The 13306-nt window shown below is 72.3% G+C and carries 7 protein-coding genes and 1 pseudogene; all 8 read left to right on the top strand.

The genetic code is table 11. From position 1 onward, the window contains the following. Window positions 1-640 (top strand): annotated as a pseudogene (locus tag AOK22_RS30965) (hypothetical protein); the annotation flags it as partial. A gap of 221 nt (window positions 641-861) precedes the next feature. Beyond that, complete coding sequence (locus AOK22_RS30960; protein WP_055702033.1) at window positions 862-2253, top strand: ABC transporter substrate-binding protein; 1392 nt, start codon at window positions 862-864, stop codon at window positions 2251-2253. A gap of 4 nt (window positions 2254-2257) precedes the next feature. After that, window positions 2258-3598 (top strand): carbohydrate ABC transporter permease, encoded by a 1341-nt coding sequence (locus AOK22_RS30955; protein WP_079036930.1) that lies wholly within the window; start codon window positions 2258-2260, stop codon window positions 3596-3598. After that, window positions 3595-4476, top strand: coding sequence for a carbohydrate ABC transporter permease (locus AOK22_RS30950; RefSeq protein ID WP_055702032.1), 882 nt, complete (start codon window positions 3595-3597; stop codon window positions 4474-4476). The genes AOK22_RS30955 and AOK22_RS30950 overlap by 4 nt, the downstream gene beginning before the upstream one ends. Before the next feature lie 210 nt (window positions 4477-4686). Beyond that, window positions 4687-6936, top strand: a complete 2250-nt coding sequence (locus tag AOK22_RS30945; RefSeq protein WP_055702031.1) for a bifunctional glycosyltransferase/CDP-glycerol:glycerophosphate glycerophosphotransferase — start codon at window positions 4687-4689, stop codon at window positions 6934-6936. 36 nt (window positions 6937-6972) lie between these two features. Then, on the top strand, window positions 6973-9228 hold the full coding sequence (locus tag AOK22_RS30940) for a bifunctional glycosyltransferase/CDP-glycerol:glycerophosphate glycerophosphotransferase (RefSeq protein WP_055702030.1): 2256 nt from the start codon (window positions 6973-6975) through the stop codon (window positions 9226-9228). A gap of 72 nt (window positions 9229-9300) precedes the next feature. Next, window positions 9301-11544 (top strand): bifunctional glycosyltransferase/CDP-glycerol:glycerophosphate glycerophosphotransferase, encoded by a 2244-nt coding sequence (locus AOK22_RS30935; RefSeq protein ID WP_055702029.1) that lies wholly within the window; start codon window positions 9301-9303, stop codon window positions 11542-11544. Then, on the top strand, window positions 11541-13259 hold the full coding sequence (locus tag AOK22_RS30930) for a hypothetical protein (RefSeq protein WP_055702028.1): 1719 nt from the start codon (window positions 11541-11543) through the stop codon (window positions 13257-13259). Before AOK22_RS30935 ends, AOK22_RS30930 begins: the two co-directional genes overlap by 4 nt. The last annotated feature ends 47 nt before the right edge of the window (window positions 13260-13306 follow it).

Here is a 13306-nt window from a genome sequence, read left to right as displayed (position 1 = left end):
CGGGACCGGGGCGGGGGCCGCCGTGTCGGTGCCCGCGCAGGCGAGCGACGGCGATCTCGACGCGCCGCCCAGCTCCACGATGCGGCTGCGGCCCGCGGCGGCCCGGCAGCGGGTGGAGCCGGGGCCGCCGCTGCCCCGCCTCGTCGTGCTCGTCGACGACTTCGACGCGCTGCTGGCGCCCGCCCTCGGGTCTCCCGGGCGGCCCGCCGCCGGGTCGGTGGTCCGCGCGCTGGAGGCCGTCGCGCGGGACGGGGAGCGGCTCGGGGTGCATCTCGTCGCGGCGGCGGGGCTCAGTGAGCGGACGCCGGAGACCGAGTTGGGGCGGCGGGCGTCGTTGCGTGCGGCGCTGGACGCGGTGACGGCGGGGCCGGAGGAACCTGCCCCGGGACGCGGGGAGTTGCGTACGCCCGATGGGCGGGTGACCGCCTTTCAGGCGGGGCGGGTGACGGGGCGGATTCCTCGTACGGCGACGCTGCGGCCCACGGTCGTTCCTCTGGAGTGGGAGCGGATGGGGGATCCGCCGGCCCGGCGGCCCGTGCGGGAGCTGGGGAACGGGCCGACCGATCTGGCCTTGCTGGCCAGTGCGTTGGAGCGGGCGGCGCGGTCCGTCTCGGCGGATCAGGTGCCGTCACTGCTGTAGGCGCGGTACTCCGTGCCCCACTCGCCGTGCGGAACGGGTGCCCACAACAGGAGCGGTCTGCCTGCGCACAACGGCAGCAACTGGTTCATCACCTCTCATGACGCCACGTCACAACGCCATTACGATCAACGAGTTGACAGCGCAGGCCATCTTGCCGCCCCTCCCCGCGCGGGCGTAGACCAGAGCGCACGGGACTGGCCAGGGAAGAGAACGGGGCAGTGATGCGCAGCACTCTTCGTACACGCAGGACACCGCTACATCGGCGTACCACCGCCAAGATCGCCGCGGCCGTCGTCGCGGGCTCGCTCGCGTTCACCGTCACCGCGTGCGGCGGTGATGACGACGACGGCGGAAACGGCGACAAGAGCGGTGGCACGGAATCGGGATCCTCGCTCCAGCTTCCCCAGCTGGACGGCGAGAAGGTCTCCGTGGCCGCCGTGTGGGGCGGCGCGGAGCGCAAGGTGTTCCTGAAGGTTCTCGACGAGTTCGAGAAGCGGACCGGCGCCCAGGTCTCCTTCGTGCCCGCGCAGGACCCCATCATCAGCTTCCTGGAGTCGAAGGTCGCCGGCGGGCAGCCGCCGGACGTCGCGATGCTGCCGCAGGTCGGCGCGATCGAGCAGGCCGTCGCGAACAAGTGGGCCAAGCCGGTCGGCGCCGCGGCACAGAAGCAGCTCGACAAGAACTACTCCCAGGGGTGGCAGGACCTCGGGGCCGTCGACGGCAAGCAGTACGGCGTGTACTTCAAGGCCGCCAACAAGTCGCTGGTCTGGTACAACACGAAGGTCTTCGAGAACGCGGGCGTCACGGCTCCCAAGACCTGGGGCCAGTTCATGAAGACCGCCCGGACCGTCTACGACTCCGGTGTGCCGCCGATGTCGGTGGCGGGCGCCGACGCGTGGACCCTCACCGACTGGTTCGAGAACATCTACCTCTCGCAGTCGGGCCCGGAGAAGTACGACCAGCTCGCCCAGCACAAGATCAAGTGGACGGATCCGTCCGTCACGAAGGCGCTGACCACGCTCGGCCAGGTCTTCGGGACGAAGGGCTTCGTGTCGGGCGGCGCGAAGGGCGCGCTGCAGACCGAGTTCCCCGCCTCCGTGAAGCAGACCTTCACCGGTGGCGACCAGCCCAAGGCCGGCATGGTCTTCGAGGGCGACATGGTCTCGCTCGCGATCTCGGAGACCAAGGCCGAGGTGGGCACGGACGCCAAGGTGTTCCCCTTCCCGGCGGTCGGTGCCGAGTCCCCCGCCGTGGTCGGCGGTGACGCGGCCGTGGCGCTGAAGGACACCAAGGGCGCGCAGGCGCTGCTGACCTTCCTGGGCTCACCGGACTCGGCGAAGATCTGGGCCGAGGCGGGCGGCTTCATCTCGCCGAACAAGAACCTGAGCATGTCGGCGTACCCGAACGACGTGCAGCGCAACATCGCCAAGGCGATGATCGCGGCCGGCGACGACATCCGCTTCGACATGTCCGACCAGGCCCCGCAGTCCTTCGGCGGCACGCCGGGCAAGGGCGAGTGGAAGGCGCTGCAGGACTTCCTGAAGAACCCGAAGGACGTCGCGGGCACGCAGAAGGCACTGGAGACGGCCGCCGCCAAGGCCTACAAGGACTGACGCGATGGCGTCCGCGAACACCGGGGGCACGGCGCAGGCCGCGCCCCCGACTCCGCGCAAGAGCGTGACCGGCACCCGCAGGACCGTGGCGGTGGTGTTCCTGCTGCCCGCCCTGGTGCTGCTCGGCGCGCTCGTCCTCTACCCCATCGGGTACTCGCTGTTCCGCAGCTTCTTCGACAAGTCGGGCGACTTCACCGCGTTCGGCAACTACAAGACGATGTTCACGGACGACGGCATCCGTACCGCCATCAAGAACAACGCGATCTGGGTGGTGGTGGCCCCCACGGTCGCGACGGCGCTCGGCCTGATCTTCGCCGTCCTGACCGAACGGGTGCGCTGGGGCACGGCGTTCAAGCTCATCATCTTCATGCCGATGGCGATCTCCATGCTCGCGGCGGGCATCATCTTCCGGCTCGTGTACGAGTCCGATCCCGACCGGGGCGTGGCCAACGCCGTCGTGGTGAGCGTGCACGACACGTTCGCCGAGTCGTCGGCGTTCCCGCAGGCGCATCCCGCGATGAACTCGCCCCTGAAGTCCGGGGGCGGCGGCGCGTTCATCACCAAGGAGCCGGTGCGGGCGGGTACCCCGGTGGTGCTGCCGCTGACCGGGGTGGCGCCGGACCAGATGCCGGACGACGCGAAGGCCGCCAAGGCCGCGAAGGCCGACCCGGACAAGGTCACCGGCACGGCCTGGCAGGACTTCACGCGCGGCAAGGGCCGGGGCAGGCCCAACGCCCCCGACGCCGCCGAGTTCGGCTACCCCGGCATCAAGATCGAGGCCGTCAGGGACGGCGAGGTGGTGGCGTCCACCGAGGCGGCGCCGGACGGGACCTTCGCGCTGCCGAAGGCGGCCGACGGGGCCCAACTGCGCTATCCGGCCTCGAACTTCCGCGAGCCGTACAACGGCATCGAGTGGCTCGGCCCGACCCTGATCACGCCCTCGATCATCGGGTCCTACCTGTGGATGTGGGCGGGGTTCGCGATGGTCCTCATCGCGGCGGGCCTGGCGAGCGTGCCGCGTGAACTCCTGGAGGCAGCGCGGGTGGACGGCGCCAACGAGTGGCAGGTGTTCCGTCGCGTGACGGTGCCGCTGCTCGCGCCGGTCCTCGCGGTCGTCCTGGTCACGCTCGTGATCAACGTACTGAAGATCTTCGACCTGGTCTTCGTGATCCCGCCGGGCTCGTCCAAGGACGAGGCGAACGTGCTCGCGGTGCAGCTGTACAACTCGGCATTCGGCGACCAGGACGCGGGCGTGGCGAGTGCGATCGCCATGCTGCTCTTCCTGCTGGTGATTCCCGTGATGCTCTTCAATATCCGGCGGATGCGGCGGGAGGCACAGCGGTGACGGCCCACATCGAGATCGTCAAGGCCAAGCGGTCCGTGGGCGCTCGCATCGCCTCGGCCCTGGGCGGCACCGCGCTGCGCGTGTTCCTGGTGCTGGTCGGCCTGTTCTGGCTGGTGCCCGCCGTCGGGCTGCTGATCGGCTCGCTGCGCACCCCCTCCGACATGAGCGAGAGCGGCTGGTGGACGGTCTTCAGCGCGCCCTCGCAGCTGACGCTGGAGAACTACACCAACCTCCTCAAGGACGAGACGATCACCGACTCGATCCTGTCCAGCATCATGATCACCGTCCCGGCGACGCTGCTCGTCGTGATCATCGGCTCGCTCGCGGGATACGCCTTCGCCTGGATGGAGTTCCCGGGCCGCGACTGGTGGTTCATCGGTGTGGTGGGGCTGCTCGTCGTGCCGGTGCAGGTGGCGCTGCTGCCGGTCTCCAAGCTCTTCGGCGAGATCGGCATCTTCGAGACGACGATCGGCGTGATCATCTTCCATGTGGCCTTCGGCCTGCCGTTCGCGATCTTCCTGCTGCGGAACTTCTTCGCGGAGATCCCCCGCGAACTCCTGGAGGCGGCGCGGCTGGACGGCGCGGGCGAACTGCGGCTGTTCGTCCGTGTCGTGATGCCGCTGGGGGCGCCGGCGATCGCCTCGCTCGGCATCTTCCAGTTCCTGTGGGTGTGGAACGACATGCTGATCGCGCTGATCTTCGCCGACTCCGAGAACCCGCCGATCACGGTCGCGCTCCAGCAGCAGGTGCGGTTCTTCGGCGACAACGTGCAGATCCTGGCGCCCGGCGCCTTCATCTCGATGGTGATTCCGCTGGCCGTCTTCTTCGCGTTCCAGCGGCAGTTCGTGTCCGGCGTGATGGCGGGCGCGGTGAAGTGACGCGCGGACCACGGGAAGACGGACGACGGAAGCACGGACGACCGGAACACGGACGACGAGAAAAGTAACCAAAGGCGTAAAAAGCACCGGAGGCGGCCCTTCACCGGGCCGCCTCCTCGCGTCCATCCCCCGTATGCCACATCCGGCGTAACTCGATGGCCGCTTCGGGCGTTCCCGGGCAGTCTGCCCGTGCCGACCCATGGATGTGCCTTGCCCCGGTTCAGTGTCATCGTCCCCGCGTACAAGGTCCAGGCCTACCTGCACGCGTGCCTGGAGTCCGTGCTGGAGCAGTCCTTCACCGACCTGGAGCTGATCGCGGTCGACGACTGCTCACCGGACGCGAGCGGCGCGATCATCGACGAGTTCGCGGCCCGCGACCCGCGCGTGCAGGCCGTCCACCTGACGGAGAACGTCGGCCTCGGCCGGGCCCGCAACGCCGGCATGGAGCGCGCCACCGGCGACTACCTGATCTTCCTCGACAGCGACGACACCCTCACCCCCGGCTCCCTGCACGCGATCTCCGACCGCCTCAAGGAGACCGACGAGCCGGACGTCCTGATCTACGACTACGCGCGGACGTACTGGTCGGGCGAGGAGGTCCGCAACCAGTTCGCGGCCCAGCTCGCCGAGGACGGCGAGGCGCCCTTCGCCCTCACCGACCGGCCGGGCCTGCTGAAGGTCCTCATGGTCGCCTGGAACAAGGCGCACCGCCGCGATTTCATCGAGCGCACGGGCTTCACCTTCCCGCCCGGCTACTACGAGGACACGCCCTGGACGTACCCGATCCTGATGGCGGCGGACACGATCTCCACCCTCGACCGGGTCTGCGTGCACTACCGGCAGCGGCGCCAGGGCAACATCCTGGGCACCACGAGCCGCAAGCACTTCGAGATCTTCGACCAGTACGACCGGGTCTTCGCGTTCCTCGACGCGCACCCCGAGCTCTCCGCGGCCTGGCGGGCCGTGCTGTTCCGGCGCATGGTCGACCACCTCTCGACGGTCTTCACCAAGCGGGGCAGGCTGCCGCGCGGCTCGCGCGCCGAGTTCCTGCGCAAGGCCCGCGCCCACTACCGCCGCTACCGCGTCACGGGCGCCCGCGTGCCGGCCCGCACCCGGCTGCGGCACGGCCTGGTGCGGCTCGGCTCGCACCGCACCTACCGCGGGCTGTGGGCGGCGCTGCGGCTGCGGGCCCGCGCCCGGCGGTACGCGGCCACGGCCCGCCGGCGCTCCCGGGGCGCCCTGCTCCAGCTGCACTACCGCGTCCAGCTGCGGCTGCCCGTGCGCGACCACTGCGCCGTCTTCTCCTCGTACTGGGGGCGCGGCTACGGCTGCAACCCCGGCGCCCTGGAAGCCGCGATGCGCGAGCACGTGCCGGGCATCAGGACCGCGTGGATCGCCGAGCCGCGCCACCACCACACGATCCCGGCGGGCACGCGCAGGCTGCGCCCCGGCACCGCCGCGTACTGGACGGCGCTCGCCCGCTCCAAGTACCTGGTGAACAACGTCAACTTCGACCGCAGGCTGGTCAAGCGCCCCGGCCAGGTCCTCGTCCAGACCCAGCACGGCACGCCCCTGAAGTACATGGGCCTGGACCTCCAGGACCGCCCGGCCGTCGCGCGCGGCACGGACTTCGCCACCCTCATGAAGAACGCCGACAAGTGGGACTACGTCCTGTCGGCCAACCGCCATTCGACGCTGGTGTGGGAGCGGGTCTTCCCCGCCGGGTACACCACGCTGGAGTACGGCTACCCCCGCAACGACCGCTTCCAGCAGGCGACGTCGGCCGAGGTGGCGCGGCTGCGCGAGACCCTCGGCATCCCGCACGGCGCCGTCGCCGTCCTCTACGCCCCCACCCACCGCGACTACCGCCGCACCCAGCGCCTCACCCTCGACCTGGAGCGGATGCTGCACACGCTGGGGCCCCGCTTCGTCGTCCTGACCCGCGCCCACCACTTCTACGACGCGCCCCTCAAGGAGAGCTCGGGCCGGGTCATCGACGTGTCCGACCACCCGAACATCGAGTCGCTCTGCCTCGCCTCGGACGCGCTGGTCACCGACTACTCGTCCCTGATGTTCGACTACGCCAACCTCGACCGGCCCATCGTGCTGTACCCGGACGACTGGGAGGCCTACGAGGCGGCGCGCGGCACCTACTTCGACGTACGGGAGTTCCCGCCGGGCGCGGTCGCGCGCAGCGAGGACGAGCTGACCGACATCTTCGCCACCGGGCACTGGGCGGGCTCGCGCTCGGCGCAGCTGCGGCGCGCGTTCCGCGAGCGGTTCTGCGCGTACGACGACGGGCGCGCCGCCGAGCGCGTCGTGCGCCGTGTCGTCCTCGGCGAACAGGGCGGGCTGCCGTCCGTGGTGCCCCTGGAGGAGCGCCACCCGGCGCCCGCGGCCGCCGTCCCGCGGCAGGGCAGAGCGGCGCTCTCCGGTCTTCAGCACTCCCCGCACCTGTGACCCGCGTCGTGTGAACCACCATCGAGAGAGGCCGTCTTGCCGCGCTTCAGCATCATCGTCCCCACCCATGGCGTACCGGGGCGGCTCGCCGACTGCCTCGCCTCGGTGCTCGGGCAGTCCTTCGCCGACCTCGAAGTGATCGCCGTGGTCGACGCGCCCGGCACGGACGCGGACCACGACGTGGACCACAGCGCCGCGATCGTGGCCGAGCACGCGGAGCGCGACCCGCGGGTGCGCCGCACGCAGTCCCCGCCCGCCGAGGGCCTGCCGGGGGCGCGGAACGCGGGGTCGCGAGCGGCCGAGGGCGACTACCTGCTGTTCCTCGACGGGGACGACACCCTCACGCCGGGCACGCTCGCGGCGCTCGACGCCCGGCTCGGCCGGGCGGGCGAGCCGGATCTGCTGCTCTTCGACCACGAGCGCGTGCACTGGTTCGAGGGCGGCCAGGGACCGGCGCTGACCCGGCTGTGGCAGGGCGCGCCGGAGGGCACGTTCACGGCGGCCGGGCACGCGGCGCTGCCCGATCCGCTGGTGCCGGCCTTCTCCGCCGCCTACCGGCGCTCCTTCCTGACCGGGCACGGCCTGTCCTTCGCGCCCGGCATGTTCACGGACACGGTGTGGAGCGTGCAGACCACGCTGCGGGCCGAGCGGATCGCGGTCCTCGACCGGGTGTGCGTCCGCCATCTGCTGCGCCGTCAGGGGGCGCGCAACCGCACCGCGGGCGCCCACCACCTGGAGCTGCTCGACCAGTTCGGGCGGGCGATGGAGGGCGCCGTGGAGCTCGGGGTGGCGGCGCCGGTCCTCGCGCGGCTCTTCCGCAGGCTCACGCACGAGGTCCTCAAGACGGCGTCGCTGCCCCGGCGGCTGCCGTCCGGGCGGCTGCGGCGGCGCTTCTTCCGGCAGGCCACGCGGCTGTACCGGCTGCACAGGCCCGAGGGGTTCCGGCCGCCCGCGGGGAGTCTCGGGGTGCAGCACCGGCTGCTCGGGGCCGGCGCCTACGGCACGTTCTGTCTGCTGCGCGGCCTCAAGTCCCGTGCGCAGAAGGCGGTCTCGACGCTGCGGCGCTACCGGGCGAAGCTCGCGCGGCGGCTCCCTGGCGCCGACGTCTACGCCGCCTTCCTGAAGCAGCCGGTCGACGAGAACCTCGCGGTGTTCTCGGCGTACTGGGGCCGCGGCTACACCTGCAACCCGGCCGCCATCCACGCCAAGGCCCGCGAGCTGGCCCCGCACATCCGCTGCGTGTTCCTGGTCGACGAGGAGCACGCGGACGGGATGCCGGACGGCGTGGAGTGCGCGGTCACCGGCAGCCGCCGCTACTGGGAGGTGATGGCGCGCGCCAAGTACACCTTCAACAACGTCAACTTCGAGGGCCGGATCAGGAAGCGCCCCGGCACCGTGCACGTCCAGACCCAGCACGGCACCCCGCTCAAGCACATGGGCGTCGACCAGGCCGCGTACCCGGCGGCCGCCGCGGGCATCGGCCCCTTCGGCAAGATGCTGACCCGCACCGACCGCTGGGACTACAACCTCTCCGCCAACCGGCACTCCACCGAGGTCTGGGAGCGCGCCTTCCCCAGCGGCTTCGAGCAGCTGGAGTACGGCTATCCGCGCAACGACGCGTACTACGCCTCGACCGCCGACGACGTCCGCAGGATCCGCCGCGCGCTCGGCGTGGCCGAGGACCGGACCGCGGTCCTGTACGCGCCCACCCACCGGGACTACCGCGAGGGCTTCGCGGCGCAGCTGGACCTCGCCGCGTTCTGCGACGCGCTCGACGACACGCACGTGGTGCTGCTGCGCGCCCACCACTTCTACGAGGGCTCCCCGGGGCTCGAGGAGGCCGTGCGCGCGGGCAAGCTGATCGACGTGACCGCGCACCGGTCGACGGAGGAGATCTGTCTGGCGGCGGACGCGCTGATCACGGACTACTCGTCGATCATGTTCGACTACGCCAACCTGGACCGGCCCATCGTCGTGTACGCCGACGACTGGGACGTCTACCGCGAGTCGCGCGGCGTCTACTTCGACCTGCCCGCGCACCCGCCGGGCCCGGTGGCCACCACGCTGGAGGAGCTCGTCGGGGTCTTCCGCGGCGGCGCCCTGCACGGGGAGCGGTCACGGCAGCGGCGGGCCGCCTTCCGCGAGCGGTTCTGCGCCTTCGACGACGGGCACGCCGCCGAGCGGGTGGTGCGCCGGGTGCTGCTCGGCGAGGAGCCCGGGGAGATCCTGCCGCCGATGCCGCTGCACGTCCGGGTGCCCGCCCCGACCCCGGCCCGCGCGCTCACGCACTGAACCGCCGCCCCACCGGCGGAACCGAGCGCCCCGCGCCCGCTGTCCCGATCCGTCACTACCCGTGGAATCGCCGTGCCCCGTTTCAGCATCATCGTCCCCGCCTACCAGGTCCAGGGATTCCTGCGCGAGTGCCTCGACTCGGTGCTCGACCAGTCCTTCACGGACTTCGAGGTCATCGCCGTGAACGACTGCTCGCCCGACGGCTGCGGGGCGATCATCGACGAGTACGCGGCACGCGACGACCGGGTGAAGGCCGTGCACCTGGCGGAGAACGTGGGCCTCGGCCGGGCCCGCAACGCCGGCCTGCCGCACGCCCGGGGCGACTACCTGCTCTTCCTCGACAGCGACGACAGCTACACGCCCGGAACCCTGGAGGCGCTCGCCCACCGCCTCGGCACCGCGGGCGACCCCGACGTACTGATCTTCGACTACGCGCGCACCCACTGGTGGGGCGGCTTCCACCGCAACATCATGCACGGGATCTTCGGCGCCGCCGGGGACGCCGTCTTCACCGCCGCCGAACGCCCCGAGTTCCTCGACCTGATCATGGTCGTGTGGAACAAGGCGTACCGCAGGGACTTCACCGAGCGGCACGGCTTCGCCTTCCCGCCCGGCTACTACGAGGACACTCCCTGGACGTTCCCCGTGATGATGTCGGCGGAGCGCATCGCCGTGCTCGACCGGGTCTGTCTGCTCTACCGCCAGCGCCGCCAGGGCAACATCCTGCGCACCACGAGCCGCAAGCACTTCGACATCCTCGACCAGTACGAGCGGGTCTTCTCCTTCGTCGACGCGCACCCCGCGCTGGCGGGCTGGCGGCCCTATCTGCACCGCCGCATGGCCGAGCACTGCCTGGAGATCCTCGACAAGAACAACCGGCTGCCCGACCGCGACAAGCCCGCGTTCTACCGGCTGGCCGCCGAGGCCTTCCGACGCCACCGCCCGGCCGGCTTCACGCTCCCGCGGAGCACGCACCGCACCGCCCTGCGGCTGCTGTCCGGCGCGCCCTACGCGCTGTTCGCCGCGCACCGCAGGTGCCGGGCCGCGCTCAGGGCGCTGAAGAAGCGCCGGGCCAGGCTCCGCAGGCGCGCGTCCCTGCGGGTCAAGCGCCTCGTCCACGGCCTCCTCGCGCTGCGCCCCCTGGACCCGCACCTGGCCGTGTACTCCGCCTCCCACCACCGCGGCGTCCTCGGCGACCCGGCCGCCGTCCACGCGCGGGCCCGCCAGCTCGCCCCGCACATCAGGGCCGTGTGGGTGGTGCGCCCCGACGCGGTGGACTCCCTGCCGCCCGGCATCGACCACGTCCGGCCGAACTCGCTGCGCTACTGGACGACCGTCGCCCGCGCCACGTACTTCGTGAACAACGTCAACTGGGCGCACGAGCTGGTCAAACGCCCCGGCTCCGTACACATCCACACCCACCAGGGCACCCCGCTCAAGCACATGGGCCTGGACCTGGTCGGCCACCCGGCCGCCACCTACCGGCTCAACGTCCGTGCCATGCTGCGCCGTTGCGACCGCTGGGACTACAGCCTGGCCGCCAACGCGCACTCCGAGCGCGTCTGGGACCGCGCCTACCCCTGCCGCTTCACCTCGCTGCCCACCGGCAGCCCGCGCAACGACGTCCTCTTCTCCGCCGACCCCGCGCACGGCGCGCAGGTCAGGCGACGCCTCGGCATCCCCCAGAGCGACACCGTCGTGCTCTACGCCCCCACCCGGCGCGACCACCACGTGTCCGGGTACGTCCGGCGCGTGGACCTGGAGGCGTTCACGCGGACGCTCGGCCCCGGGCACACCGTCCTGGTGCGGCTCCACCCCTCGCTCGCCAGGCATCCCGTGCGCGGCCTGGAGCTGGCCGACCTGGCCCGCCGCGGGCTGCTCGTCGACGTCACCGACGAGCCGTCCGTCGAGGACCTGATGCTCGCGTCCGACGCGCTCGTGACGGACTACTCCTCCCTGATGTTCGACTACGCCCACCTGGACCGCCCGATCGTCCTGCACGCCGACGACTGGGAGACGTACCGGGCCAATCGCGGCGTCTACTTCGACGTGCTCGCCGAGCCACCGGGCCATGTCTCCACCGACACCGCGCAGTTGGCGGGCCTCTTCCGCAGCGGCGCCTACGCCGACGCGCGGGCGGCACGGCTGCGGGCCGCCTTCCGGGCGCGGTTCTGCGCCTACGACGACGGGCACGCCGCCGCCCGCGTGGTCAGCCGGATCATGCTCGGCGAGGGGCCCGCCACGGCGATCCCCGCGCAGGACGCGGGCCGCGACGCCCGGCCCGCCGTCGGACTGCTCGACGGAGGCCGCGCATGACCGGGACCATCCCCCGCCCCGCCACCGAGCCCGACCTCGACGAGTCCCCGGCGGCCTCCCGCTGGCGCCGGGTGCTGCCCGACGCCTGCGCCGCCGTCCTCGGCACCGCCCTCATCGGCACGCAGGGCGCGCGACTGGGCCAGTGGCTGGTCGACGACGCGGCGATCACGTTCGCGTACGCGCGCAGCATCGACGAGGGCCTCGGGCCCGTCCAGCAGGCGGGCTCGCCGCCCGTCGAGGGCTACTCCAATCCGTCGTGGCTGGTGCTGCTGCTCGCCGGGCGGCGGCTCGGCCTCTTCGACCACCGGGCCTACTTCGGCGTCCCGGACCTCGTGCTCTACCCCAAGCTGCTCGGCCTGCTGTGCGCGCTCGGCATCCTGCTCGCCGTCGGCTGGGCGGCGCGGCGCATGGTCGGGCACTCCTGGGCGGTCGTCGTCCTCGCCGGGGTGCTGCTCGCCTCGAACGTCTCCTTCACCGCGTGGATGTTCTCGGGCCTGGAGAATCCGCTGTACGCGCTCGCGGCGACCGCGCTCGCCGCCGTGCTCGCCCGCGCGGCGGTCGGCGGCACCCTGCTGAGACGGGGACCCGCGGTGGCGGCCGGGCTGCTCGCGCTGCTCGCCGCGCTGACCCGGCCCGACGGCGCGGTGCTCGCCGCGGTCCATCCGCTGCTGCTCCTCCTGTACGTGACGAAGGCGCGGCTGCTGCCCTCGCTGCGGACGGCGGCGCTGGGGGCGGCGGTCTTCCTGCTGCCGTACGGGGCCTTCCTCGGGTGGCGGTACGCGCTGTTCGGGCGACTCGTGCCGAACACCGCGGTGGCCAAGGCCCAGCAGCCGCCGACCCTCGAACTCTTCGCCGGGACCGGGGAGTTGCTGTCCTTCGCGGGGTGGACGGCGGTACTCGTGTCGGCGGCCGTGATCGGTGTGGTCCTCGGGCGTCCGGGGCCGGCCCGCGCCGGGCTGGTCGCGGTGCTGCTTCCGCTGGCGCTCACGCTGGCGGCGTTCGGGGTGCTCAAGCCCGACTGGATGGGCATGTACCGCTTCGCCACGCCGGTGTGGGCGCTGGCCGCCTTCGCGGTATGTGTGGCGACGGTCGCCCTCGTCGAGCGCGGCCCGGTGCGCGCCCGCGCCGTCACCGCCGTCGCGGTGTGCGGGGCGCTGCTCCTCTCGTGGGGCGGGCAGCGCGAGAGGGCCGCCGCGTTCCGCGCGCACCCGACGCTGCCGATGTGCGTGGTCGTGGACCGCTACGGCGCGACGTTCAACGAGTACGCGGACCGGCTCGGCCTGAAGAACGCCAGCTTCCTCACCCCCGACCTCGGCGGCACGCTGCTCACCAGCGATCTGGTGGTGCAGGACCTGGCGGGGCTCACCGAGCCGGACCTGGCCGACGCGTTCGCCGCCGAGGACATGGCGGCGCTGCGGGCCCATGTGTTCGGCACGCTCCGGCCGACGCTGGTGCACGCCCACGGGTACTGGGCGACGTACCCCGGCCTGACGCCCCGGCGGATGGCCGCGGAGGGCTATCTGCGGCTGTACACGGAGCGGAGCAGGCACGGCGACGGCGGCGACTGGGTGCGGGCCGACGCCGTCAGGGACCCCCGGCGGCTCGCCGCGACGCGCGCGTGGGCCGAGCGCGAGGTCGGCCGGATCCTGCGCGAGCAGGAGGCGGGCCGGCGCGGCGGCTGCGGCGAGGTCTTCCGCCCGGGACAGCGCCTGTAGCGGCCGTGGCGCCCCGGCGCCCGCGGTGCCCGGGTGCTGCCTGCCCC

The sequence above is a fragment of the Streptomyces silaceus genome (genome assembly GCF_001419745.1).
Lineage (GTDB): Bacteria > Actinomycetota > Actinomycetes > Streptomycetales > Streptomycetaceae > Streptomyces > Streptomyces silaceus.
The sequence above is the reverse complement of the archived record's forward strand: the minus strand, read 5'-3'. Positions and strand labels throughout refer to the sequence as shown.